We start from the raw sequence: 22,815 nt of genomic DNA, 5'->3' as shown, positions 1-22,815 counted from the left end.
AATCGCTAAGGGGGTCATCCAAAAAGTGATCGAAACAGCCAAAGCGCTACGCCATGCTCGCAATAAATAACAACCCTTATAACACCTTAAAATAGAGAGACGACGATGAAAACATCTAAATCCACCGGTAATCGCTTGAAATACAAAGCGACTGCGTCATTATTGAGCGTATGCCTACTGTCCAGCCTGTCCGCTCACGCTCAATCTCGTGTAGACAACCCGTTCGTCGGCGCGACCAGTTATGTGAATCCAGACTACACCGTGGATATCGACTCGTCGATTGCGAAGGTCAGCGACCCTACGCTGATCGCAAAAATGCAAACGGCCAAGACTTACCAAACCTTCGTCTGGCTCGACTCGATCGGCGCAATCTATGGCGGCACTAAAAACGCTGGGCTGCTTGGCCTGAGAGATCATCTGAATTCCGCCCTGGCGCAGAAAAAAGCCGGCCAGACCATGCTAGTCGGACTTGTCATTTATGACATGCCTGGACGCGACTGCCACGCACTGTCCTCCAATGGCGAGCTGCCTTTGACACAAGACGCGCTGGCCCGCTACAAAACTGAATATATCGATGTCATCGCCGGGATCCTAGCAGATCCACAATACAAAGATTTGCGCATCGTCAACGTTGTCGAACCAGACAGCTTGCCGAACCTCGTCACCAACTTGAGCACCCCGGCCTGCGGCCAAGCCTCCTCCACAGGCATTTACGAAGCCGCCATCAAATACGCCATCAATAAGCTTCATGCGATTCCAAATACATACAATTATCTGGATATCGCGCATAGCGGCTGGCTGGGATGGCCCAACAATATGGACAAAACCATCCCTCTGTATACTCGGATCTTTCAAGACACCACGGCGGGCCTTGCCAGTATCGATGGGTTTGCCACCAATACCGCAAATACGACGCCAACCACCGAACCGAACCTACCAAACTCCGATATGAATGTGGGTGGGCAGCCGCTCAGATCGTCCTCGTTCTACCAATGGAATCCCATTTTCGACGAAAACCATTATGTGCAAACGCTATATAACAACTTCGTTTCCGCAGGTTGGTCAAGCCAGATCGGATTCCTCATCGACACCAGCCGCAACGGCTGGGGCGGCCCCAATCGCCCGACATCCGCCAGCGGAAACGATGTCAACACGTATGTCAATTCCGGTCGTGTGGATCAACGCCTTGCTCGTGGCAATTGGTGCAATCCAAGTGGAGCAGGCATGGGCGCGCCTCCGACTACCGCACCTCTCCCACATGTGGATGCTTTTGTTCACATCAAAGAGCCCGGCGTCTCGGACGGCTCCAGCAGATACATCCCGAACGATCAAGGCAAAGGCGCTGATGGGATGTGCGATGAGAGATACACAACACCGGATGGTGTGTTGACAGGCGCACTGCCCAATTCCCCGATCTCTGGCGGATGGTTCCACAATCAGTTCGTCATGCTGGTCCAGAACGCCTATCCGGCGATCCCCGGTTCCACTAGCGGTGGTAGCACCGGCGGCGGCGGCTCCACGGGTGGTGGCGGCTCCACGGGTGGTGGCGGCTCCACAGGTGGCGGCGGCTCCACGGGTGGTGGCGGCTCCACGGGTGGCGGCGGCTCCACAGGTGGCGGCGGCTCCACGGGTGGTGGCGGCTCCACGGGTGGCGGCGGCTCCACGGGTGGCGGCGGCTCCACGGGTGGCGGCGGCTCCACAGGTGGCGGCGGCTCCACGGGTGGCGGCGGCTCCACAGGCGGCGGCGGCTCCACGGGTGGTGGCGGCTCCACGGGTGGTGGCGGCTCCACGGGTGGCGGCGGCTCCACAGGTGGCGGCGGCTCCACAGGTGGTGGCGGCTCCACAGGTGGTGGCGGCTCCACGGGTGGTGGCGGCTCCACGGGTGGTGGCGGCTCCACAGGTGGCGGCGGCTCCACCGCCAATCCCTTCGACGTCCAGTACACCGTCAATAGCGACTGGGGTGCCGGCTATTGCGAAACCATCTCGGTGACCAATAAGAGAGGCAGCACCAAAGCCCAGTGGAACATCACTGTGCCAATTCTCGGCAAGGTCAGCAGTAGCAATATCAATCTATGGAGTGGCATGTGGACGCCTAATACCGATGCCTCCGGCGCCGTCCAATCCCTCCAAGTCAGTGGTATGGATTGGAACCGTTACGTGGACCCTCAGCAAACCACCACACTCGGCTTCTGCGCCACGCGTTCGAACTAATCCCTCGCCGCGTTGATCTAGCGAGGTCATGCAAGACCGTCACCACGCACCGCGTGGTGACCGCGAACGGCAGCGTCTTGCGACGCTGCCGTTCGTGCTTCCGAACCCCGTAACGGGGATCGCCTCGTCCTACGTTCCACGGCCAATCATTCAAAATTAGCACCGACGCGAGACTGCCCTGCCGCCACGTCATGTCGACAGGAAGATCATCGCCAGCGCCCACTTCAGCAAATGTAATGTATGGCAAGCCGACGCGAACACCGCCAACATCAGGCTGTACGCCAACCAAGCGAACCGCTAGGCTGAAGGCATGAGCGCCAACGCCCATTTCATCCCATTGCACCTGTGCGTGCTGACGGTATCGGACACGCGCACCCTGGCCGAGGACAGCTCGGGCAACTATCTCGTGTCGGCACTCGGCGCAGCGGGCCACCGCCTGTCCGCACGCGAACTGCTCCCGGATGACCGTTACCGGATCCGTGCGGTCGTGTCGGCCTGGATCGCCGATCCGCAAGTCGATGGCATCTTGGTCACCGGCGGCACCGGCTTCACCGGCCGCGACTCCACACCCGAAGCACTACTACCGCTACTGGACAAACAGATGCCCGGCTTCGGCGAGCTGTTCCGTGCGATCAGCGTGGAGGAGATCGGCACCTCCTCGCTACAATCGCGCGCCTTTGCCGGCTTGGCCAATGCCACCTTCCTGTTCTGCCTGCCCGGCTCCACCTCGGCCTGCCGCACCGCCTGGGACAAGATCATCGCCGCGCAACTGGATGCCCGCACCCGCCCTTGCAACCTGGCCACGCTGCGCCCGCGGCTGAAGGAATGAACTGGAGACCCGCATGCCTCTGGACACCACGTTGCGCCTGCTCGCCAAGGCCAGCGGCATGAGCGCCGCAGACATCGCCGCGGCCATCCCACGCGCCGGCGCGACCACCGTGAAGGCGTGGATGGCCGGCGAGAAAATGCCCGGCCGCACGCAACTCAATGCGCTGGCGCGCACCTTCGGCGTTCCTGCCGGCGCGTTGCTCGGCGAACTAGCCAACCAACTGGATCCCGCACGCACCCGTGGCGAGCACGATTTGTTGGTGGCCTTCCGCAACCTCGACACCCGCCAGCAAGCCGCACTATTGGAAGTGGCACGCAGTATGGCCGGCACCCGCAAGCGCAGCGGCGGCAATAAGTAAACTAACGCGAACAGTGGAATGCGCGGATCATGCCGTCCGCAGCCAATCGCTTTACCGCTCTACAGCGGCACCGCAATAAAGTCCGTGGCTGCTAGGAACCATCAACCCGCGGCCTTGCCCGGCGCCGGCCCACCGGCTGCGGCAATCGCCGTCTCGATGTCGCGCGCGCTGACTGGCCCCAGGAATTGTTTGACGAGCTTGCCATCGGGGCCGATCAGATAGGTCATCGGCAATCCGCGCGGCGTAGCGAAATCGGCCGGCGGTTTATAGGTGTCCACGATGACGATCGGATACGCCACCGGATGCTGCTTCAGGAATGCCTGCATCTGCGCCGGCTCGATGTCTTCGTAAGCCAACCCCACGACCTTGATGTTGTCGCGCATCACGTGCAACGCCGACAACTCCGGCATCTCCTTCAGGCACGGCGCACACCAGGTGGCCCAGAAATTCACCACCACCCATTGCCCCCGATGCGCGGCCAGATCGTATACGTGACCGTCCACCGCCATCATCTTCAGCCTAGGCTGGGCACGGGTCTGCTGCACCACCTCCGGCCCGGCCACCGGCGGTGCGGCAGGCGCGGCCGAAGGCGACGCAGATGCGCTGGTGGCGCGGTCATCGGTCCGTGCGGGCGCCGGCTGCCGATTGCAACCGGTCAACAATGCGGCGGTGGCGAACAGCGGGAACAAGATGCGCAAGGCAGTCATGCAAGGTCTCCGATCTCGGGATAAAGGTCACCGACACGGCGCTTGAGCGTTTCGCGCAGTGGCAGGCGCAGTTGGTCCAACGCACAGCAAGCCGCCTGCCCGAGGGCGTCGTCGCGACACGGCAGGTAGGCTTCGACAATAGGGATGCGTAACTGGCAATTCTCGTATAACTCGGCCAACGGCACCTCGGCCAGATCGCGGGCGAGGATCCAGTCCCCCTGTTCGGTACGGCTGAGCAGACGGATGCGTTCCAGCTCGCCCAGCAGTTGCTGCACCAATGCATCGGTAAGCATCGGCTCCAGTTGCAGAATCCGTTCTTGCTGCAAGCCAAGGCCCTGCTTGCGCGCCTGCACAAAACGCCCGAGCAGACGCAGTAAACCGTAGATCTCATAGCCGGCGGGCAGCCGCATCGACGCCGGCTGATAGCGAAACGCGGAAATCGAAGAGGACACCGACGCGCCAAGCAGGATCGCGATCCAGCTCATGTAGATCCACAGCAGGAAAATCGGCACGAACGCGACCGTGCCATAGATACGCTGGTAAGACTGAAAACCACCCAGATACAGACTCAGCCCACACTTCACCAGTTCCAGTAACACCACTGCCAGCAATGCGCCCGGCAGCGCATGGCGCAACCTGACCGTGTGGTGCGGCACCACCCGGTACACCAAGGTGATGCAGATGCACTCGATCAGCACCGGGGCCATACTCAGCACCAGTTGCGCCAGCCACTGCCCCTGGCTGGTCTTGAACAAGGGCAGTGCGAAGAACCGCGCCGACACCGCCAGCGACGCCGCAGCCAGCAACGCGCCCAGGGTCAGCACCGTCCAGTACACCAGGAAGCGACTCAACTGCGGCCGGGCCGACACCACGCGCCAGATCTGGTTGAAGGTCTGCTCGATGCTGTGCAGGGTAATCAGCAACGACACCATCAGCGCGATCACGCCGGCAGTGGTCAGTTGCCCGGCGCTGGCGGAGAACTGGCGCAGATACGCCTCCACCGAACGCGCCGCCGCCGGAACGAAATGGGAAAAGATGTAATCGCTGAGCTGGTCGCTCCATTCGTTGAACACCGGAAATGCCGACAACACCCCGAAGACCACCACCGCCAACGGCACCAGCGCGAAAATGGTGGTATAGGCCAGCGAGGCCGCCGCCTGGAACAGGCGATCGTCGAGGAAACGCTGCCACAAAAAAGCGGCAAAGCTGCGCATGCGCGCGTGATCGCGGACGCGCTCGGTCCAGAGATTGACAGTATCCAATGGCTGCATCTGGCAAGGGTACCCGATGCGCGTGGACGTCGGCATCGTCGATACTGGCGTCCGTTCTGACGCATGGGAGGGCCGCATGGCCGAGATTCTGGTCCTGTACTACAGCCGTGGCGGCTCGGTGGCGCGCCTGGCCCGGCACATCGCGCGTGGCGTGGACGAAGTGCCCGGCATGGCCGCGCGCCTGCGCACGGTGCCGCCGGTAGCCGCGGTCACCCAGACCAGCGCGCCGCCGGTCCCCGACAGCGGTGCACCCTACGTGGGCACCAACGACCTGCACGAGTGCGTCGGTTTGGCGCTAGGTAGCCCGACCCGTTTCGGCAACATGGCCGCACCGATCAAACACTTCATCGACGGACTCGGCGCCGAGTGGGCCAGCGCCACCCTGGCCGGTAAGCCCGCGGCGGTCTTCACCTCCACCGCCTCGCAGCATGGCGGCCAGGAGGCGACCCTGCTGTCGATGCACCTGCCACTACTGCACCATGGCTGCCTGATCGTCGGGATTCCCTATACCGAACCGCTGCTCAGCAGCACGCGCAGTGGCGGCACGCCCTATGGCGCCAGCCATGTCGCTGGCGCCGACGACGACCCGCAGCCCAGCGAGGAAGAAGCGCACTTGGCGCGTGCGTTGGGACGGCGTCTGGCCGACATCGCCCAGCGGTTGAGCGGCGCGTGAACACGCTACGCCCGCATCTCGCGCTGAGCGCAGCCTTGCTGGCGCTGGCGACGCTATTCGCGGTCTGGTTCTACGACGATCGCCAGCGCCTGGCTGTGTTGGTGGTCTTCGCCCTGCCGCCGCTGTTGCTGCTGATCGGCGTGCTGCGCGGCGCGGCACTGGCACGCTTCTGGAGCGGCGTGGCGGCGCTGCTGTGGTTCAGCCATGGAGTCATGATCGCCTGGAGCAGACCGACGCAGCGCGGCTTCGGCTGGATCGAACTGTTGCTGGCAGTGCTCGTGGTGGGCCTGTCCAGTGCACCTGGCATCCGCGCACGCTTCGCGCACAAACGCGCTGCAACTGCACACCGCGACAAAGGCGCCTGAGCGAGCGCATCGGCACACCCATTATCATGACGACCTGCGCGACAGCGAACGCGCTCGGGCATGCGTGAGGAACGGCAATGGAACAACTCCTGATCGTCACCACTGGCGGCACGATCGACAAGATCTACTTCGACGATAAGTCCGATTATCAGATCGGCGACCCGCAGATCGGTCAGATCCTCAAGGAACTGGGCGTGACCTTCCGTTTCAGCGTGATCCCGATCCTGCGCAAGGATTCGCTGCACATCACCGATGCCGACCGCGAACTGATCCGCGCCACCGTGGCCGCACAATCGGCCCGCCATGTGCTGATCACCCACGGCACCGATTCGATGGTGCAGACCGGCAAGGCATTGCAGACGCTCCAGAACAAAACCATCGTGATGACCGGCGCGCTGAATCCGGCGCGCTTCCGCGGCTCGGACGCCGAGTTCAATATCGGCTGCGCGGTCGGCGCGGTGCAATCGCTGCCGCCGGGGGTCTACATCGCGATGAACGGGCAGATATGGGATCCGCAGAAGGTGCGCAAGAACGTGGCTGCAAATCGCTTCGAAGCCATCTGAGCAACCGCGATATCCGAAGGCCATCGACGCAATCAGAGCGCCGGATCGCGCGCATGCGCCGCCGAAAAATCCGAGGTATTGGACCAGAAACGCTTGGCAGCTACCTGGACGTCGTCGCCTACACGCGCATCAATCCAGGCGGACCAGCCAGCCATGACGATCGGCCACGCGACCGTACTGAATATCGGTCAACTCCTGGCGCAACGACAAGGTCACCGGGCCGGCCGGCGCACTCAGATCGCCGACCGAAAAATCCGTGCCTTTCAACTGCCCGATCGGCGTCACCACCGCGGCCGTGCCGCAGGCGAAGACCTCGGTGATCTCAGCAGACGCCACGCCCTCGCGCCATTCGTCGATGCTGACCTGGCGTTCCACCACCGGCATGCCGCGGTCGCGCGCCAATTGCAGGATGCTGTCGCGGGTGATGCCGTCGAGGATGCTGCCCGACAACGCCGGCGTGACCAGACTGCCGTCGCGCATCACCAGGAACACATTCATACCGCCGAGTTCCTCCAGATACTTGCCCTCGACTGGGTCCAGGAACAGCACCTGCGAGCAGCCCTGGGCCTGCGCTTGTTGCTGCGGCAGCAGCGAGGCGGCGTAGTTACCGCCGCACTTGGCCGCGCCGGTGCCACCCTTGGCCGCGCGCGCGTAGTCGGTGGATAGCCAGATCGCCACCGGCGCCACGCCCTTGGCGAAATAGGCGCCAGCTGGGCTGGCGATGACGTAGTAGCCGGCCTGGTGTGCCGCACGCACGCCCAGGAACGCCTCGGTAGCGATCATGAACGGCCGGAAATACAGGCTGGTCTCAAGCGCCGAAGGCACCCACGCCGCATCGACCGCGATCAACTGCCGCAGCGACTCGACGAACAACTCAACTGGCAACTCTGGCAGCGCCAGACGCTGCGCCGAGCGCTGCAGACGCTTGCCGTTGGCCTCCGGGCGGAAGGTCCAGATAGAAGCATCGGCATGCCGGTAGGCTTTGATGCCTTCGAAGATCTCCTGGCCGTAGTGCAGCACCGAGGCGGCCGGATCCAGCGCCAGTGGGCCATAGGCGCGGACCTGGGCGTCGTGCCAGCCCTGCTCGCGGCTCCACGCGATGGCGACCATGTGGTCGGTGAAGAAGTGACCGAACCCAGGCGCGGCGAGAATGCGCGCACGCTCCTCGGCACTGCGCGCGGCGGTGGACGGAATCTGGCTAAAGTGCATAGACGGCTCGGGAGCGGGCACCGGGGATTGCTATGGTAGTCGAGGAACGGCCATCGCCTGTGCATGGCGTGAATCGATCGCAACGGCGACGCCTTGTCCACGCACACGAACACGGCGCGACGCCTCCTGCGCGGGTCAAAGCATACCGGTTTCCAGGCGCGCGGCCTCGGACATCATATGCCGGCCCCACGGTGGATCGAAGACCAGCTCGACGTCGGCCTGCGCCACGGTCGGGACCATCTCCAACTTGCTGCGCACGTCGTCGACCAGGATCTCGCCCATGCCGCAGCCCGGTGCGGTCAGTGTCATCTTGACCTCGACGGTGCGCTTGCCATCCTCGCGCGGCCGCACCGCCACGTCGTAGATCAGCCCCAGATCGACGATATTGAACGGAATCTCGGGATCGAAGCAGGTCCGCAACTGCTGCCAGATCAGCGTCTCGACCTGCTCGTCGCCCGCATCCTCGGGCAGTTCCAGGCCCGGTGGCGGCTCCTTGCCGATGGCGTCGCCATCTTTGCCCGCGATGCGGAACAGGTTGCCTTCCACGAATACCGTGTAGCTGCCGCCCAGCGCCTGGGTGATGTAGCCATAGCTGCCCGCTGGCAGGGTCACCGCGTCGCCCTGCGGCACCATCACCGCCGCGCAATCGCGTTCGAATTGGACAGGTTCGCTACTGCGTGAGTACATGAAGGCGATATGGGGGCCGAGCCCGCCGCTGCAAGTCGTGCAGTGTATCCGAGCGCGCGGCGCACACGCCGAAGAGTATCCTGTATGGATTCTTAAGGAATCTCCCATGCCGCCTTCCTCAACGCCGGCCAGGCCCGCGCACTGGCTATGGCCCTTGCTGCTCGGCTTGGGCTGCTTCACCGCCCTGATCGCCTGGCTGGTGGCGGCATTGTCGCTGGGTCATCAGGCGGGATGGATGGCGGTCCTGGTCGCGCTGGAGATCGCCTGGATGCTGCGCGTGGGCACGTTACCGCGCGGCACGCTGCGCGCCGCCGTGGCCGTGATCGCCACCGTGCTGGTGATCGTTGCCGCCAACTGGGGCATCGCCGCCGCGCAAATAGGCGCAGCGTTGGGCCTGAACGTGTGGGATTCCGCGCTCAAGATGGGCGCGCAGTACGCCTGGACCCTGACCGTGCTGGCCAATCGCCCCGGCGACCTGCTGTGGCTGTGCATCGGCGTGGGCACGGCCTACTTCAGCGCGCGCTGAGGACGAGCGCGGCAGGACGCGCGGTACCGACAACGCTCAGTGTCCGCCACCATCAAGCATCTTCAGTGCACTGACCAGCGCACCCGCGGCCTCGGCGCCGTCGCCGTACAACATGCGCGTGTTGTCGGCGTAGAACAGCGCATTCTCGATGCCGGCGAAGCCAGTCCCTTTGCCGCGCTTGATCACGATGACGTGCTTGGAGGCGATCACATCGAGGATCGGCATGCCGTAGATCGGGCTGGCCGGATCGGTCTTAGCGACCGGATTGACCACGTCGTTGGCGCCGATCACCAGCGACACGTCGGTGCTGGCGAACTCCGGGTTGATGTCGTCCATATCGGCGATCAGGTCGTAGGGCACGCCGGCTTCGGCCAGCAGCACGTTCATATGCCCCGGCATGCGCCCGGCCACCGGGTGGATCGCGAACTTCACCTTGACCCCGCGCTCGCTCAGCCGCTGCGCCAACTCCCAGATCTTGTGCTGGGCTTGCGCCACCGCCATCCCGTAACCGGGCACGATCACCACGCGTTCGGCGTAGGCCATCATCGCTGCAACGTCGTCGGCCTCGATCGGTTTCTGACTCCCGTCAATCGCCTGCGCCTGACCGCCACCACCGAAGTGGGAGAACAGCACACCACGGATCGGCCGGTTCATCGCCTTGGCCATCAAACGGGTCAGCAGGATACCCGCCGCACCGACCATCATCCCGGCAATGATCAGCGCTTCGTTGCCGAGCACATTGCCTTCGAACGCCACCGCCAGGCCGGTGAAGGCGTTGTACAACGAAATCACCACCGGCATGTCGGCACCGCCGATCGGCAGCGTCATCAACACCCCCAGCGCCAGCGCCAGCACGAAGAAGACCAGGATCGCCAGCGGACTCAGGCTCACCACCGCCCATCCGCCCACACCCAACATCGCCACCAAGACCAGCAGGTTGAACGGTTGCTGCGCTGGGAAGACGACGCGCTTGTCCAGGCGTCCATCGAGCTTGGCCCAGGCGACGATCGAGCCAGACAGCGACACCGCGCCGATCGCCGAGCCGACCACCGCAAGCACCAGTGTGATCGCACCGGGATGACGCGCGGCCAATGCGGCGATCGCATCCGCGCTCCAGTACGTGGTATCGCGATGCATCAAGAACGCATAGCGCAACAGTTCCACCGCACCGATCGCCGCCGCCGAGCCGCCGCCCATGCCGTTGTACAAGGCCACCATCTGCGGCATGTCGGTGATCGCCACCTTCTTGGCCGACATCCAGGCCACGCCGGTGCCGAGCACGATTGCCAGCACGATCAACGGCAAATTATGCAGACCCGGCAGTAGAAAAGTGGCGACGGTCGCCAGCAGCATGCCACTGCCCGCCCAGTGGATGCCGCTGCGCGCGGTTCTGGGCGAAGCCATGCGCTGCAGGCCAAGCAAAAACAGCGTGGCAGCCACCAAGTAGCTGCTCTTGATGAGGATCGGCAACAGTTCCATCAGCAGTTACTCTCCGGAGAAGAACATCTACTCGCACGGCGGCAAGCGGAAAAGCAGGTCCAACGCGGAGCCAGGCAGCAACGCCAATGCACCCCAGGCCCGCATTGCGATACTGCGCCAGCGCCACACATCAATCCTGCGCCTTGGTCTTGTGCGGGTCCGGTTTGCTGGACTTGAACATGTCGAGCATACGTTCGGTCACCACGTAGCCACCAGCGGCATTGCCGGCACCAAGCAGCACCGCAACAAAGCCGAGCACTTTCTCCAATGGCGTATTGGCATGACCAAGCACCACCATGGCACCGATCAGCACGATGCCATGGATGAAGTTGGAACCGGACATCAACGGGGTATGCAGGATCACCGGCACCCGCGAAATGATCACATGGCCTGCGATCGCCGCAAGCATGAAGATATACAAGGCCACGAACCCATCGTTCATCGTATTCGCTCTCCAGGGCACCACGCCCGTCCGCCGCATCATAACCACCTGCTGAACCGTTGTGCGATGACATCCGCGACGACATCGCGCTGTCAACCGTGACCGCTGCGATGCGTTTACCAAGGTACCCCTCCGTCAGGAAGCTAAGCTGTGCTGGTGAGTCCCCCTGCCCTGCTACCGCCGCTGCCCGAGGCCGACGATGCCGCCACGCGTCCGGCACCGGCATCGTTGGAAGCGTTTCTGGCCGACATCGGACCACGCGCGTTCCGTTTCGCCGAAGCCGGCCTGCGCCAGCGCGAGGATGCGCTGGACGCGGTGCAGGACGCGATGATCAAACTGCTGAGTTACCGCGCGCGGCCGGCACAGGAGTGGACGCCGCTGTTCTGGAGCATCCTGCGCAGGCGCATCATCGACCTGCAGCGTCGCCGCAATTTCCGCCTGCGCTTCTGGGCACCGGCCAGCGACCGCGACGCGGACAACTTCCCGGAATGGGCCGACGACAGCCCCAATCCGGCCCAACAGCACGAGCAACGGCAAACCCATGCGCGACTGGTGGCCGCATTGCGCACGCTACCGGCACGACAGCGCGAAGCCTTCACCTTGCGCGTACTGGAAGAGCTCGATGTGACCACCACCGCCCATGCCATGGGCTGTTCCGAAGGCTCGGTCAAAACCCATCTGTCGCGCGCCCGCGAGGCGCTGCAGAAACATCTGGAGGATCTGCGATGACATCCGACCCCACCCGCTCCGCCGCCTTCGACGCACGGATGCGTGCCCTCCATCAGGCTGGACTGCAGGCCCTGCCTGCATCGACCCTTGCCCGCTTGCGCGCCGCGCGCCAGCAAGCCGGTCACCTCGACCAGGCCAAGCGCTCGCACACCCGGCGCCTGGGTTGGCTGCTGGCGGCGGCGCCGGCCCTACTCGGCGTTGTGCTGGGCGTGCAACAACTATTGCAGCCACCATCGGCACCGGAAACCGCCTCCGCCTCCGCCACGGCCGCCAACGCAACGACATCGACATCGACGACGTTCGCCGCCATGACGAGCGACGCCGAAGAGACCACGCCTCCCGGCATACTGGACGAAAACCCCGACCTGTACCTGTGGTTGGGCTCCGATACCGCGTTGGCAATGGAATAAATTCGATGAATCGCCCGATCCGCTTTTCCCTGGCGCTCACGCTACTGGCCAGTCACGTGATACCTGCCGTCTGCGCCACACCGCCGACGCCACCAGCTCCCGCCGTCGTCGACACCCAGTCCGGCTCTCCCTTACCGGACTGGGAGCACCTGAGTCCGCAACAGCGCGAACTGTTGATCGCACCGCTGCGCCAACGCTGGAACGATGCCCCGTCACAACGGCAGCGGATGTTCGAGCATGCCCAGCGCTGGCAATCGATGACCCCGGAGCAGCGCGCGCACGCGCGCGAAGGCGCACGCCGCTACGAAGCCATGACCCCGCAACAACGCGAGGAAGCACAGGCACTATTCGCGTACATGCGCACGCTACCGCAAGCACAGCGCAAGACGCTGCGCGACCGCCTGGACGCGATGACTCCTGCACAACGTACGGCCTGGATCAAAGCCAATATCGGTGCGAGCGCGCCTATGCCCGATCCCGCACGACCGCTTCCATAGGCGGCGCTCAGGCAGGATGCCAGCGCGTCTTCGCCAGCAACTCGTCGTTCCAGTCGTAGGCAATCGTCCCATCCTTGAGAAACAGCGCGACAAAGTTGTAGACGTTGCGCGCATACATCTCGCTGGCATGCACGGCGCCCATGCTGGCCAGATGCAGCGGCCCGGCGACGATCACCCCGCCGTGTTCGATGGTCTCGCCAGGGCGAGTCAATGCGCAGTTGCCGCCCGTCTCGGCGGCCAGATCCACCACCACACTGCCGGGCCGCATACCGGCGACCATCTCGGCACTGAGTATCTTCGGCGCCGCCTGTCCCGGCACTGCGGCGGTACACACCACTACATCGATACCTTTGAGGTGTTCGGCTAGGCGCTGCTGCTGCTCGACACGCTCGGCATCGCTGAGTTGCCGCGCATAACCGCCCTCGCCTACTGCACTGACACCTAGGTCGAGAAACTTGCCGCCCAACGATTCGATCTGCTCGCGTGTCTCCGGGCGCACATCGAAGCCTTCGACCTGCGCGCCCAGGCGCTTGGCTGTGGCGATGGCCTGCAAGCCGGCCACGCCGGCACCGACGACCAGCACCTTGGACGGACGGATGGTGCCGGCCGCGGTGGTCAACATCGGGAAGAAGCGCGGCGCCAATTGCGCAGCGATCAGCGTCGCCTTGTAACCGGCCATGCCGGCCTGCGAACTGAGCACATCCATCGCCTGGGCGCGAGTGGTGCGCGGCAAGCGCTCCAGCGGGAACGCGACCAGGTGTCGCGCCTGCAGCGCCGCGGCGCGCGCTGGATCGGCCTGCGGCTGCAACATGCCGACCACACCGGCACCCTCCTTGAGTTGTTCCAGCGCTTGGACCGGCAACGGCTGCACGCACAACACCAGATCCGCCTGCGCTGGACTCTCGGCATCGGCATGCTGCGCACCGGCGGCGAGATACGCGGCATCGACGAAGCCCGCCGACGCACCGGCATCCGGCTCGATCCGCACTTGGGCGCCCAGCGCGCACAACTTCTTCACCGTTTCAGGCGTCGCCGCCACGCGGCGCTCGCCCGGCGCCGACTCCTTCACTACCAAAACCTGCACTGCCATGCGATTTCCCGTGCGCTGCCCGTCAGTCCAGTGCCGATGCTACAGGGTCCAGCGCATGATCGCAGCGGTTGGCGAGCGGCATGAAGATGCCTGTGCGGAAGAGACGGAAACGCAGACTCGCCAAGTGAGGCAATCGCGGAACGGAACCCGGGCAGACGTTCGCTCGACGCGGTCACTCAATGCAGGGTGACACTGCACGCATCGAGCCGTTCGACGACGCACTGCAAAGCGCTGTCGAAAGCGCCATCATCGTCATGATTGCGCAGGCGACCGAGCCGCACCATCAGCGCTAATTCCTCCGGCGAAGCCACGCATAACCGCGCGCCACGACGGTTGACGAACAACAGCCGCGACGAGATCGGGCTCACCCACGACAACTTACCGGCCTGCACATTGCCGTCGCGGTCGACGAAATCCAGCCAAGTGCCGGTGTCCATCGCGCGGAAACGGTCGGCGTCGGCACTGTCGAAATCGTCCAAAGCCTCTGGCGCGGCCACTTCCACCGGCTGTACCTCCTGCGCCAGCGCTTGCGGCAGCGCCAACTGCGGCAGTTCCGGCAACCGACGCTCCAGTTCCGGGCGCAGTTCGGCCACCGCCCGCAAGGTGTCGTGCAGCGCATCGAATGCCGCCGTGACCGCTTCCGGATGTAAGCCAACGCTGGCGAAGATCTTATACAGCGGCTCCTGCCAAGCCTGCAGCCAGGGTCTGCCGACGATATGCCGTTGCGCTTCGGCGGCTTCTTCCAGCATGCCATCGGCCAGCGCGATGGCCTCGCGCACGTTGGGGCTATCCGCGTATTCACGCAGCATGACCATGGTCAAGTAGTGCTGCCAAGGCCGCCGCAGAAAATCCTCCAGTGCCTGCGGTAACTGTCGATTGTGCAGGCGCGCCTGTAACTCGGCTTCGGCGCGCTGCCGCGCCAGTTCCAGCTTTTCCTGGCCTCGCTGAGTCTCGGCGGCACGACGTTCGGCGATTTCGACGCGACGCCGATGCTGGGCCAGAAACTCGCGAAACTCCTCTTCCAAGGTCAGGAAGATCGCCAGGTTCTCGTTGAATTCGGCGAGCAGCCGCTCGATGATCTCCTCGACCTTGACCATCAGCACGCGCTCGTTCTGGGTCTCGCCTGTGTTGCCCTCGCAGGCCTCGGTCAGCGAGTTGAGCAAGCGCCGCGCCGGATGCGTTTTCTGCACGAACATCCGCCGATCCAGCAGCGCGACCTTGACGAGCGGCACCAACAGCCGCCCGATCAACTCGCCCGAGCGACCGTCGAGTTCACGCTCGTCGAGCATCACGTCGAACAGCATGCCAACCAAGTCGATGGCATCTTCATCCACCGGATCCAGGCGCGCATCCGCCGGGTCCAGGCCACATTGAGCAACAGTGGACAACATCTCGCTCTTGAGCCGATGCGCCAGCGACTCGCTGTCGTCGCCGACCACCGCACGCTGCGTAGCGCTGGGTGTGGCCTGCAACAATGACAACACCGACATCATCTCGCGCGGGCTAAGCGCGCGCTGCTGGCCGACTGCAGTGCGTGCCGCCGAGGTGGCGGTATCGCGCGCATTGCGGGTCTTCTGCAAAAGATCTTGCAACGCCTCAAGCAATACGTCCTGAGCGTCCTCGGGCAGGTGTGCAGTCCCATCGCCGGTGGCGGCCTGCGCACTACCGCGACGCTCGGACCAACGTTTGACAAAACGTCTCGCCCAGGCCGGGGCATAGATCGCGTCATCGTCACCCTCGGCGTCGGCCTGAACGTTTGACACGTCGTGGTGCGCCGGATGTTTCGGCGGCGGCGGTGGGCGCGGTATCTCTGGCATCACCCCGGCCTCGGCAAGACGGTCGTCCAACTCCTGGTAGAGCTGACCGATCGCGACGGCGAGATCGCGCTCACACAACTTGATCAGCAGCAGGCGCACCTCCGGCTCCAGATCGCTATTGGAGAATGCCGCGTGTACGGCGACACCGATATGTTCGGGGCCAACCGGATTGGTGTCGGCATCCAGTTCCAGACCACCGGCGATCCAGCCAAGGCGACGGTCGATGCGACCGAGTACCGACTTCCATTCGCGCAGCAGTACGCTGGCCAGGTTGCGCACCGCCAATCGCAACTCAAGCTCGTGCTCGGACACTAGGCTCAAACTGTGTTCGTACCCGGCCATGGCCACCTCGGCCGAAAGCGGCGCACCCGCTTCCAGTGCCTGCCAAGCCGCCTGCAGTTGTGCACGGAAGCGCGCGGCGATGTCTTGACGACGGCGTCGCAACTCGCGCATACCATCCAAGAACAGCAACTGCGACGTACCAGCAGTTTCGGCACGGTCGAACAATACATCGTCGAAATGCGTCAGTGCCGCTGCAAACGCGGTGTCCAGCACGGGCAACATGCCCTCGCGCGCCTGCGCCAACAGGCTCGGATGGCGCGCGGCGTCTGCGTGCGGGCTGGGGCTGAAACTCATTACGAAATGGCTCCGCGCCGTCAACGGCACTCGACAGAAGTGAAGACAGAAGGCAAACGGACACGACCTCTGACCCTAGTTTTTCATAGTAGGCATACCACATGAACGTCAACTGTTTCACAAGAAGTATCTCCCACTCGGAACGTGATATTCACCATGATTCCAGACTGTAATTGCGTGATCGTGGCGACAGTCTTGCCTGAATAGACCTGTACGGACCAGGCACTCTGCCTCGACACCCCATCCTTTTCAGCCGCCCAAACCGCACCATCATCGCGCCCCTCGGCAGAAGCGACACACAGACAACGGACGCGACGATTGCCGCACATGAAACGCGCGCCAATCGAGTTCACGCCATGGCGCATGCCAAGCCGCACGCGGCCGTCGCAATCGATGCAATCCCATCAGAGGCCATTCGTCTGCGAGCAACTAATCGGCAACGCAACACGACGGTGGTGCCACGGCCAGATCCACTGATGCCTGTCGGCGAAGGACTATAATTTGCATCGGCCCAATCGGATTCAAACCAGATGCACACAGTTCATTCGCTGCAAGCGCTGGATGCACGGCGTTCGGTACCGTCCATGCAATTGGGCGAACCAGGACCGGACGCGGCGACGCTGCTGGCCATGCTGCAATCGGCCGTGCGCGTCCCCGACCACGGCAAGCTGGTGCCGTTCCGGTTCCTGCGTATCGCCGGTCAGGCGCGTTTGACGCTGGGCGACTTCCTCGCCGAGCGCAGCCTGCAGCGCGATCCCGCCGCACCGGCCGCGGCGGTGGAAAAGGATCGCCAACGCTTCGCCCATGCGCCGGTAGTGATCGCGGTGATCGCGTGCCTGCAACGCGGACACAAGGTGCCGGAGATCGAGCAATGGCTGACCGCCGGCTCGGTATGCTTCGCGCTGCTGCAAGCGGCGCAGGCCTACGGCTTCGGCGCCCAATGGCTGACCGGATGGATGGCCTACGACGACGCGGTGGCCGCACGCCTGGGCCTGGCCGAACACGAACGCATTGCTGGCTTCATCCATCTAGGAACGGCGCAGATGCAAGCACCGGAGCGCGAGCGTCCCGATCCGCGGCGGCTGCTCAGCGACTGGACACCGTGAACCCGGCCACGCCCGCCTCGCGGCCGCTGTACCTGATCGACGCAAGCCTGTACGTCTTCCGCGCTTGGCATGCGATTCCCGACGAATTCCAGGACGTGCAGGGCTGGCCGACCAACGCCGTGCACGGCTTCGCCCGGTTCCTGCTCGACCTGCTCGAACGCGAGCGCCCGCAGCACATCGTGGTGGCGTTCGACGAAGCCCTGGACACCTGCTTCCGACATCGTCTGTACCCCGCATACAAGGCCAACCGCGCACCAGCGCCGGATGCGCTACGGCGACAGTTCGCCCATTGCAAGGCGCTGTGCGCGGCATTGGGCTTGTGCGTGCTGGCGGACCACCACTACGAAGCCGACGACCTGATCGGTAGCGCGCTGCACCGCGCGCGCGGCGACGGTTTTCACGGCGTGATCGTATCCGCCGACAAAGACCTGTCGCAGTTACTGCTGGAGTGCGACGAACAGTGGGACTACGGGCGCGGCCAACGCTGGGGCGCATCCGGAGTCAAGGCACGATATGGCGTGCATGCGCAGCAGATTGCCGACTACCTGGCACTGAGCGGCGATGCGATCGACAACATCCCCGGCATCACCGGCATCGGCGCGAAATCCGCCGCGATCCTGCTGGCGCATTTCGGCGATCTGGACACCTTGTTGGCACGGGTCGACGAAGTGGCGTTCCTGCGCCTGCGTGGCGCGGCGCAGATGGCTGTGCGCCTGCGCGAGCAAGGCCAACACGCACTGCGATGGCGGCAGCTGACCACCATCGCACTGGATGCGCCGCTGCACATGGCCACGCCCCAATTCACCCGTGGCACAGCCGACACCGACATCCTGCTGGGACTGTGCGAGGCACTGCGCTTCGGGCCGCTGACCCGACGCAGGCTGCTGCAGGCGGCCGGCCTGGAGACCACGCCCAACTGAGCAGCCACCGCCGCGCGGTGCGCGCAACGCCGCAACAGCACTGGCACTACACTGCACAAAAGCGCCTCAGCGTCGCGTGCGCATCGGCGTCTTCTTCCTCTATGACCCGCGAGCTGCCCATGACCCGCCACGACTCCCCGCCCCGCATCGTCTACGAAGGTAAATACCAACGCATGGTGGTGCGCGGCACCTGGGAATACTCCGAACGCGTGCACGCAGGCGGACTGGCGGCGATCATCATTGCCGTGACGCCGGACGATGAAGTGCTGTTCGTCGAACAATTCCGCGTGCCGCTGCAGACGCACACCATCGAGATGCCGGCCGGTCTGGTCGGCGACATCGACGCCGGAGAATCGATCGAAGTCTCGGCGGTGCGCGAACTGGAGGAAGAGACCGGCTGGACTGCCGCGCATGCCGAAGTGCTGATGATCGGCCCGACCTCCTCCGGCGCCAGCAGCGAAAAAATCGCCTTCGTCCGCGCCACCGGCCTGCGCAAGGTCGGCGATGGCGGCGGCGACGCCAACGAGGACATCACCGTGCACACGGTGCCGCGCGCACGCGCCGCCGCGTGGCTGGTACAGAAAATGGACGAAGGCTACGCATTGGACCCGAAACTGTGGGCAGGCCTGTGGATGATCGAACACCACCTCGACGGCACTGCGCGTGGTTGAACCCGCCCCGGCACAGCTAACCCCACTGCTCGGTGCAGACGACCCGGACGTCTTCGCGATCCATCGCCCACAGGGCACCTCGCCATTCGTCCTGCTGGCCGATCATGCCGGTCGGACCGTGCCGCGCGCCCTGGCCAACCTGGGCCTGCCCCAGCACGAACTGGACCGGCACATCGGCTGGGACATCGGCATCGTCGGCGTCACCCGTGCGCTGTCCACGCTGCTGGACGCGTGGGCGATCGAACAGACGTATTCGCGCCTGCTGATCGACTGCAATCGTCCGCTGACATCACCGACGCTGATTGCCGAGACCAGCGACGGCACTGTAGTGCCGGGCAATGCAGGGTTATCGGCCGCGCAGCGGCAGCAGCGCATCGCCGCAGTGCATACGCCCTACCACGCGCGCATCGCCGCCGAGCTGGATGCACGGCGCGCGAGCGCGCGTCCCACCCTGTTGGTGATGATGCACAGCTTCACTCCGGTCATGCACGGTGTATCGCGGCCATGGCATGCCGGCGTGCTGTACCACCGCGACACGCGCTTCGCCCATCCATTGCTGCAAGCGCTGCGCGAAGCCGGCGATCTAATCATCGGCGACAACGCGCCCTATGCGGTCAGCGACACCAGCGACTACGCCGTCCCAGTGCACGGCGAAGGCCGCGGCCTGCTGCATGCCGAGCTGGAAATCCGCCAGGACCTGATCGCCGACGACGCAGGGCAGCACGCCTGGGCGCAACGTCTGGCACGGATATTGACGACGCTGCAGCCGCAACTGCTGGCGATAGCCTGATCCCGATACACACAGCAACAACCGACCAGCGCGATTGCACCACCACTGCACCATCGCCCTCTCGGAGCATCGTCGCGGACTCCCGGATGCTGCTCAGGCGAAAGAGTCGGTCGCACGTATCAGCGCATCCGTATTCTCCGCTTCGAAGGCCGAATGACCCGATGCCGGGGTGATTTCCAAACGCGCCTTCGGCCACGCCTTGGCCAGATCCCAGGCATTGGCCAGCGGGCAGACCACATCGTAGCGACCGTGCACGATCACGCCGGGGATATCGGCGATGCGGTGCGCATCGCGCAACAACTGGTCTTCCACTTCCAGGAAACCGCCGTTGACGAAGTAATGATTTTCGATGCGCGCGAAGGCCAGCGCGAAGTGCGGGTCTTCGTGGCTATCGACGAAATCGGCGTCCACATGCAGGAAGCTGGTCGCCCCTTCCCACACGCTCCACGCCTTGGCCGCCGCCAGGCGGATGGCCTGGTCGTCGCTGATCAGGCGCCGATGAAACGCGGAAATCAGATCGGCACGTTCCACCGGTGGAATCGCGCCGACATAGTGCGCCCATGCATCCGGAAACAGCCGGCTGGCGCCTTCCTGATAAAACCACTCCAGCTCCCAACGACGCAGCAGGAAGATGCCACGCAACACCAACTCGGCCACGCGCTGCGGATGTGACTGCGCATAGGCCAATGCCAGGGTCGACCCCCAGCTGCCGCCGAACACCTGCCAACGATCGATACGCAGGTGCTCGCGCAATCGCTCGATATCGGCAACCAGATCCCAAGTGGTGTTATCGACCAGATCCGCATGCGGCGTAGAGCGGCCGGAACCGCGCTGATCGAACAACACGATGCGGTACTTGGCCGGATCGTGGAAGCAACGCATTTTGGCGTTACAACCACCACCTGGTCCGCCATGCAGCACCAGCACCGGCTTGCCGCCAGGGTTACCGCACTGTTCGTAATACAGGGTGTGGCGCGCGTCCACTGGCAACAGGCCGCTATCGAACGGCTCGATCTTGGGATACAGCGTGCGCATGGGGACTCCTGCGGAAAATCCCGATTCTACCTATGGACCGCCGCGTCGCGTGCGCTGCCACGGCGCGCGTCTTCGGCAATCAACAGACCACGCATTGGACATGCCAGGGCAGAACCTGTACCGCCACTCATGCAAGCGGCCAACAACCCAGTGTGACCCGATCGCGGAGTTCTAGATCTTGGTAAGTCTCCACTGCGATGAAGCGTGCAGCCGTCAGCAGCGCGCGCACGGCGTTGCCCTGGTCCCAACCATGCTCCAGCAGCAACCAACCGCCCGCCCGCAGGTGCGCCGGTGCGCCGGCGACGATCTGCCGGATGTCGTCCAACCCATCGACACCGGAGGTCAAGGCGCTCAGCGGTTCGTAGCGCAGGTCGCCCTGGGTCAGATGCGGATCGCCGGCGGCAATGTAAGGCGGATTGCTGGCGATCAGGTCGAAACGCTGCCCGGCCAGCGGCACCAGCCAGGCGCCATGCGCGAAGGCCACATTGTGCAGACCGTGCGCCAGCATGTTGGCCTCGGCCACCGCCAACGCCGCGGCACTGAGATCGGTCGCCAGCACCTGCGCCCGCGGACGTTCGCTGGCCAGCGCCAGCGCGATCGCGCCGCTGCCGGTGCCCAGGTCGGCGACGCGGCGGCCCGGCTGCATGTCCAACCGCTCCAGCGCCAGTTCCACCAAACGTTCGGTATCGGCACGCGGGATCAGGGTGGCCGGGCCGACCGCCAGATCCAGGGTCCAGAAGCCGCGCCGGCCAGTCAGGTAAGCCAGCGGCTCGCCCTGCGCGCGCCGGGCCACGAGCCCTCGGAATACCGCCACCGTCTCCGCCGACAGTGGCTCGCGCGCATGCGCGAACAGCCAGGCGCGGTCACGCTGCAGGACATGGATCAGCAGGACTTCGGCATCGCCACGCGCGACCTGGGTGCAGGCCGCGCGCAGCAGGGACTCGGGAGTGGGCGCATTCATCGGTATCACGATGACCCAGCGAGCTGGAAAAGCCAACGTGGTAGAACCCTCTCCGCTACCTGCACCTGCCGGGCAGCACACGATGGCGTCACCGCAGTGCAGCAAAGAGCCAGACTTGAATAACGATAGGAAATATCTATCTATTTAATTCCATTAATCGATTTGAGGAACCTATCCTCTGCTCCTATCATCACCCTTGCTCCATCCCCCACCCCCTCTCCCCCAACCACGAGGAAACTCCATGTCGTCTTTGATCAACACCCAGGTCCAGCCATTCAAGGCCAACGCCTACCGCAACGGTGAATTCATCGAAGTGACGGATGCGGATCTGAAGGGCAAGTGGTCGGTCCTGATCTTCATGCCGGCCGCCTTCACCTTCAACTGCCCGACCGAAGTGGAAGACGCTGCCGAGCACTATGCCGAGTTCCAGAAGATCGGCGCCGAGGTCTACATCGTCACAACAGACACCCATTTTTCGCACAAGGTGTGGCACGAAACCTCCCCTGCGGTGGGCAAGGCCCGCTTCCCGCTGGTCGGCGACCCGACCCACCAACTGACCCGTGCTTTCGGCGTGCACATCGAGCACGAGGGTCTGGCCCTGCGGGGCACCTTCGTCATCAATCCGGAAGGCGTGATCAAGACCGTCGAAATCCACGACAACGCCATCGCCCGCGACGTCACCGAGACCCTGCGCAAACTCAAGGCCGCGCAGTTCGTCGCCTCGCACCCGGGCGAGGTGTGCCCGGCCAAGTGGAAGGAAGGCGAAAAGACCCTGAAGCCGTCGCTGGACCTGGTCGGCAAGATCTAAACCACGTCCACTCCCATCTCCGCCG

25 protein-coding genes are annotated in these 22,815 nt (G+C 64.2%); 15 read left to right on the top strand and 10 right to left on the bottom strand.

The features are described 5' to 3' along the window. The first annotated feature begins 105 nt into the window (after positions 1 to 105). From XalbCFBP2523_RS12800 to XalbCFBP2523_RS12790, 3 genes are all read left to right on the top strand, one after another. Entirely contained in the window at positions 106 to 2,211 is a 2,106-nt protein-coding gene (locus XalbCFBP2523_RS12800) for a glycoside hydrolase family 6 protein (protein WP_045765257.1), read from the top strand. 310 nt (positions 2,212 to 2,521) lie between these two features. Further along, complete coding sequence (gene moaB / locus XalbCFBP2523_RS12795; RefSeq protein ID WP_045765256.1) at positions 2,522 to 3,040, top strand: molybdenum cofactor biosynthesis protein B; 519 nt, start codon at positions 2,522 to 2,524, stop codon at positions 3,038 to 3,040. Between the two features lie 13 nt (positions 3,041 to 3,053). Further along, a complete protein-coding gene (locus XalbCFBP2523_RS12790; RefSeq protein WP_045765255.1) occupies positions 3,054 to 3,398 on the top strand; it encodes a helix-turn-helix domain-containing protein in 345 nt (114 codons plus the stop codon). A gap of 101 nt (positions 3,399 to 3,499) precedes the next feature. Here the strand turns inward: XalbCFBP2523_RS12790 and XalbCFBP2523_RS12785 are convergent, their stop codons facing one another. Both XalbCFBP2523_RS12785 and XalbCFBP2523_RS12780 read right to left on the bottom strand, forming a co-directional pair. Next, complete coding sequence (locus XalbCFBP2523_RS12785) at positions 3,500 to 4,105, bottom strand: TlpA family protein disulfide reductase (protein WP_045765254.1); 606 nt, start codon at positions 4,103 to 4,105, stop codon at positions 3,500 to 3,502. Beyond that, complete coding sequence (locus XalbCFBP2523_RS12780; protein WP_045761698.1) at positions 4,102 to 5,376, bottom strand: YihY family inner membrane protein; 1,275 nt, start codon at positions 5,374 to 5,376, stop codon at positions 4,102 to 4,104. Before XalbCFBP2523_RS12780 ends, XalbCFBP2523_RS12785 begins: the two co-directional genes overlap by 4 nt. 76 nt (positions 5,377 to 5,452) lie before the next feature. On the opposite strand from XalbCFBP2523_RS12780, the gene wrbA reads away from it, so the two are divergent. The 3 genes from wrbA to XalbCFBP2523_RS12765 all read left to right on the top strand — a co-directional run bounded on the left by wrbA (position 5,453) and on the right by XalbCFBP2523_RS12765 (position 6,977). Beyond that, positions 5,453 to 6,049: an NAD(P)H:quinone oxidoreductase gene (gene wrbA, locus XalbCFBP2523_RS12775; RefSeq protein WP_012915030.1), complete on the top strand. Its 597-nt coding sequence runs from the start codon at positions 5,453 to 5,455 to the stop codon at positions 6,047 to 6,049. Beyond that, on the top strand, positions 6,046 to 6,414 hold the full coding sequence (locus XalbCFBP2523_RS12770) for a DUF2069 domain-containing protein (RefSeq protein ID WP_012915029.1): 369 nt from the start codon (positions 6,046 to 6,048) through the stop codon (positions 6,412 to 6,414). The genes wrbA and XalbCFBP2523_RS12770 overlap by 4 nt, the downstream gene beginning before the upstream one ends. Positions 6,415 to 6,491: 77 nt before the next feature. Further along, on the top strand, positions 6,492 to 6,977 hold the full coding sequence (locus tag XalbCFBP2523_RS12765; RefSeq protein WP_012915028.1) for an asparaginase domain-containing protein: 486 nt from the start codon (positions 6,492 to 6,494) through the stop codon (positions 6,975 to 6,977). 129 nt (positions 6,978 to 7,106) lie between these two features. On the opposite strand, the gene XalbCFBP2523_RS12760 is transcribed toward XalbCFBP2523_RS12765, so the two are convergent. Both XalbCFBP2523_RS12760 and sufT read right to left on the bottom strand, forming a co-directional pair. Next, complete coding sequence (locus tag XalbCFBP2523_RS12760; protein ID WP_045765253.1) at positions 7,107 to 8,186, bottom strand: branched-chain amino acid aminotransferase; 1,080 nt, start codon at positions 8,184 to 8,186, stop codon at positions 7,107 to 7,109. 135 nt (positions 8,187 to 8,321) lie between these two features. Further along, positions 8,322 to 8,873, bottom strand: a complete 552-nt coding sequence (gene sufT / locus XalbCFBP2523_RS12755; RefSeq protein ID WP_045760404.1) for a putative Fe-S cluster assembly protein SufT — start codon at positions 8,871 to 8,873, stop codon at positions 8,322 to 8,324. A 106-nt stretch (positions 8,874 to 8,979) separates the two neighbouring features. On the opposite strand from sufT, the gene XalbCFBP2523_RS12750 reads away from it, so the two are divergent. Continuing rightward, a complete protein-coding gene (locus XalbCFBP2523_RS12750) occupies positions 8,980 to 9,399 on the top strand; it encodes a hypothetical protein (RefSeq protein WP_045760403.1) in 420 nt (139 codons plus the stop codon). Between the two features lie 36 nt (positions 9,400 to 9,435). Here XalbCFBP2523_RS12750 and XalbCFBP2523_RS12745 read toward each other — a convergent pair whose 3' ends face one another. Together XalbCFBP2523_RS12745 and XalbCFBP2523_RS12740 are read right to left on the bottom strand one after the other, a co-directional pair. Then, positions 9,436 to 10,878: an NAD(P)(+) transhydrogenase (Re/Si-specific) subunit beta gene (locus XalbCFBP2523_RS12745; protein ID WP_045765252.1), complete on the bottom strand. Its 1,443-nt coding sequence runs from the start codon at positions 10,876 to 10,878 to the stop codon at positions 9,436 to 9,438. A 130-nt stretch (positions 10,879 to 11,008) separates the two neighbouring features. Next, entirely contained in the window at positions 11,009 to 11,320 is a 312-nt protein-coding gene (locus XalbCFBP2523_RS12740; RefSeq protein ID WP_045756707.1) for an NAD(P) transhydrogenase subunit alpha part 2, read from the bottom strand. A 171-nt stretch (positions 11,321 to 11,491) separates the two neighbouring features. On the opposite strand from XalbCFBP2523_RS12740, the gene XalbCFBP2523_RS12735 reads away from it, so the two are divergent. Genes XalbCFBP2523_RS12735 through XalbCFBP2523_RS12725 form a run of 3 tightly spaced genes read left to right on the top strand, consistent with a single transcriptional unit; the run spans position 11,492 to position 12,956 of the window. Then, on the top strand, positions 11,492 to 12,049 hold the full coding sequence (locus XalbCFBP2523_RS12735) for an RNA polymerase sigma factor (protein WP_230599244.1): 558 nt from the start codon (positions 11,492 to 11,494) through the stop codon (positions 12,047 to 12,049). Further along, positions 12,046 to 12,459 carry a hypothetical protein gene (locus XalbCFBP2523_RS12730; RefSeq protein ID WP_045765250.1) on the top strand — a complete coding sequence of 138 codons (414 nt, stop codon included), beginning with the start codon at positions 12,046 to 12,048 and terminating at the stop codon, positions 12,457 to 12,459. Before XalbCFBP2523_RS12735 ends, XalbCFBP2523_RS12730 begins: the two co-directional genes overlap by 4 nt. A 5-nt stretch (positions 12,460 to 12,464) precedes the next feature. Next, complete coding sequence (locus XalbCFBP2523_RS12725) at positions 12,465 to 12,956, top strand: DUF3106 domain-containing protein (RefSeq protein WP_045765249.1); 492 nt, start codon at positions 12,465 to 12,467, stop codon at positions 12,954 to 12,956. Between the two features lie 7 nt (positions 12,957 to 12,963). Here XalbCFBP2523_RS12725 and XalbCFBP2523_RS12720 read toward each other — a convergent pair whose 3' ends face one another. Then, positions 12,964 to 14,046, bottom strand: a complete 1,083-nt coding sequence (locus XalbCFBP2523_RS12720) for an NAD(P) transhydrogenase subunit alpha (protein ID WP_045765248.1) — start codon at positions 14,044 to 14,046, stop codon at positions 12,964 to 12,966. A gap of 176 nt (positions 14,047 to 14,222) precedes the next feature. Then, positions 14,223 to 16,499: a DUF1631 domain-containing protein gene (locus XalbCFBP2523_RS12715; RefSeq protein ID WP_045765247.1), complete on the bottom strand. Its 2,277-nt coding sequence runs from the start codon at positions 16,497 to 16,499 to the stop codon at positions 14,223 to 14,225. Positions 16,500 to 17,029: 530 nt separating this feature from the next. Between XalbCFBP2523_RS12715 and XalbCFBP2523_RS12710 the strand changes: the two genes are divergently transcribed. From XalbCFBP2523_RS12710 to XalbCFBP2523_RS12695, 4 genes are all read left to right on the top strand, one after another. Continuing rightward, entirely contained in the window at positions 17,030 to 17,605 is a 576-nt protein-coding gene (locus XalbCFBP2523_RS12710) for a nitroreductase family protein (RefSeq protein ID WP_045765246.1), read from the top strand. Further along, positions 17,602 to 18,525: a 5'-3' exonuclease gene (locus tag XalbCFBP2523_RS12705; protein WP_045765245.1), complete on the top strand. Its 924-nt coding sequence runs from the start codon at positions 17,602 to 17,604 to the stop codon at positions 18,523 to 18,525. Before XalbCFBP2523_RS12710 ends, XalbCFBP2523_RS12705 begins: the two co-directional genes overlap by 4 nt. Positions 18,526 to 18,644: 119 nt before the next feature. Continuing rightward, positions 18,645 to 19,196 carry an NUDIX hydrolase gene (locus XalbCFBP2523_RS12700; RefSeq protein WP_045758719.1) on the top strand — a complete coding sequence of 184 codons (552 nt, stop codon included), beginning with the start codon at positions 18,645 to 18,647 and terminating at the stop codon, positions 19,194 to 19,196. Further along, complete coding sequence (locus XalbCFBP2523_RS12695) at positions 19,189 to 19,986, top strand: N-formylglutamate amidohydrolase (RefSeq protein ID WP_045761695.1); 798 nt, start codon at positions 19,189 to 19,191, stop codon at positions 19,984 to 19,986. The genes XalbCFBP2523_RS12700 and XalbCFBP2523_RS12695 overlap by 8 nt, the downstream gene beginning before the upstream one ends. Positions 19,987 to 20,079: 93 nt before the next feature. On the opposite strand, the gene pip is transcribed toward XalbCFBP2523_RS12695, so the two are convergent. Both pip and prmC read right to left on the bottom strand, forming a co-directional pair. Then, complete coding sequence (gene pip / locus XalbCFBP2523_RS12690; RefSeq protein WP_045765244.1) at positions 20,080 to 21,021, bottom strand: prolyl aminopeptidase; 942 nt, start codon at positions 21,019 to 21,021, stop codon at positions 20,080 to 20,082. Positions 21,022 to 21,148: 127 nt separating this feature from the next. Then, on the bottom strand, positions 21,149 to 21,982 hold the full coding sequence (gene prmC / locus XalbCFBP2523_RS12685) for a peptide chain release factor N(5)-glutamine methyltransferase (RefSeq protein ID WP_045765243.1): 834 nt from the start codon (positions 21,980 to 21,982) through the stop codon (positions 21,149 to 21,151). A 241-nt stretch (positions 21,983 to 22,223) separates the two neighbouring features. On the opposite strand from prmC, the gene ahpC reads away from it, so the two are divergent. Beyond that, the gene (gene ahpC, locus XalbCFBP2523_RS12680) at positions 22,224 to 22,790 is read left to right on the top strand and encodes an alkyl hydroperoxide reductase subunit C (RefSeq protein WP_012915011.1); all 567 of its coding nucleotides are present in this window, start codon (positions 22,224 to 22,226) and stop codon (positions 22,788 to 22,790) included. Positions 22,791 to 22,815 lie beyond the last annotated feature (25 nt).

The sequence above is a fragment of the Xanthomonas albilineans genome, assembly GCF_002939705.1.
GTDB classification, from domain to species: domain Bacteria; phylum Pseudomonadota; class Gammaproteobacteria; order Xanthomonadales; family Xanthomonadaceae; genus Xanthomonas_A; species Xanthomonas_A albilineans.
This window is presented reverse-complemented; position numbering and strand designations above follow the sequence as displayed.

What these genes read in the sequence shown, in the direction of transcription:
- XalbCFBP2523_RS12800 (WP_045765257.1), top strand. Translation starts at nt 106, where the DNA reads ATGAAAACATCTAAATCCACCGGTAATCGCTTGAAATACAAAGCGACT.
- moaB (WP_045765256.1), top strand. Translation starts at nt 2,522, where the DNA reads ATGAGCGCCAACGCCCATTTCATCCCATTGCACCTGTGCGTGCTGACG.
- XalbCFBP2523_RS12790 (WP_045765255.1), top strand. Translation starts at nt 3,054, where the DNA reads ATGCCTCTGGACACCACGTTGCGCCTGCTCGCCAAGGCCAGCGGCATG.
- XalbCFBP2523_RS12785 (WP_045765254.1), bottom strand. Translation starts at nt 4,105, where the DNA reads ATGACTGCCTTGCGCATCTTGTTCCCGCTGTTCGCCACCGCCGCATTG.
- XalbCFBP2523_RS12780 (WP_045761698.1), bottom strand. Translation starts at nt 5,376, where the DNA reads ATGCAGCCATTGGATACTGTCAATCTCTGGACCGAGCGCGTCCGCGAT.
- wrbA (WP_012915030.1), top strand. Translation starts at nt 5,453, where the DNA reads ATGGCCGAGATTCTGGTCCTGTACTACAGCCGTGGCGGCTCGGTGGCG.
- XalbCFBP2523_RS12765 (WP_012915028.1), top strand. Translation starts at nt 6,492, where the DNA reads ATGGAACAACTCCTGATCGTCACCACTGGCGGCACGATCGACAAGATC.
- XalbCFBP2523_RS12760 (WP_045765253.1), bottom strand. Translation starts at nt 8,186, where the DNA reads ATGCACTTTAGCCAGATTCCGTCCACCGCCGCGCGCAGTGCCGAGGAG.
- sufT (WP_045760404.1), bottom strand. Translation starts at nt 8,873, where the DNA reads ATGTACTCACGCAGTAGCGAACCTGTCCAATTCGAACGCGATTGCGCG.
- XalbCFBP2523_RS12750 (WP_045760403.1), top strand. Translation starts at nt 8,980, where the DNA reads ATGCCGCCTTCCTCAACGCCGGCCAGGCCCGCGCACTGGCTATGGCCC.
- XalbCFBP2523_RS12745 (WP_045765252.1), bottom strand. Translation starts at nt 10,878, where the DNA reads ATGGAACTGTTGCCGATCCTCATCAAGAGCAGCTACTTGGTGGCTGCC.
- XalbCFBP2523_RS12740 (WP_045756707.1), bottom strand. Translation starts at nt 11,320, where the DNA reads ATGAACGATGGGTTCGTGGCCTTGTATATCTTCATGCTTGCGGCGATC.
- XalbCFBP2523_RS12730 (WP_045765250.1), top strand. Translation starts at nt 12,046, where the DNA reads ATGACATCCGACCCCACCCGCTCCGCCGCCTTCGACGCACGGATGCGT.
- XalbCFBP2523_RS12725 (WP_045765249.1), top strand. Translation starts at nt 12,465, where the DNA reads ATGAATCGCCCGATCCGCTTTTCCCTGGCGCTCACGCTACTGGCCAGT.
- XalbCFBP2523_RS12720 (WP_045765248.1), bottom strand. Translation starts at nt 14,046, where the DNA reads ATGGCAGTGCAGGTTTTGGTAGTGAAGGAGTCGGCGCCGGGCGAGCGC.
- XalbCFBP2523_RS12715 (WP_045765247.1), bottom strand. Translation starts at nt 16,499, where the DNA reads ATGAGTTTCAGCCCCAGCCCGCACGCAGACGCCGCGCGCCATCCGAGC.
- XalbCFBP2523_RS12710 (WP_045765246.1), top strand. Translation starts at nt 17,030, where the DNA reads ATGCACACAGTTCATTCGCTGCAAGCGCTGGATGCACGGCGTTCGGTA.
- XalbCFBP2523_RS12700 (WP_045758719.1), top strand. Translation starts at nt 18,645, where the DNA reads ATGACCCGCCACGACTCCCCGCCCCGCATCGTCTACGAAGGTAAATAC.
- pip (WP_045765244.1), bottom strand. Translation starts at nt 21,021, where the DNA reads ATGCGCACGCTGTATCCCAAGATCGAGCCGTTCGATAGCGGCCTGTTG.
- prmC (WP_045765243.1), bottom strand. Translation starts at nt 21,982, where the DNA reads ATGAATGCGCCCACTCCCGAGTCCCTGCTGCGCGCGGCCTGCACCCAG.
- ahpC (WP_012915011.1), top strand. Translation starts at nt 22,224, where the DNA reads ATGTCGTCTTTGATCAACACCCAGGTCCAGCCATTCAAGGCCAACGCC.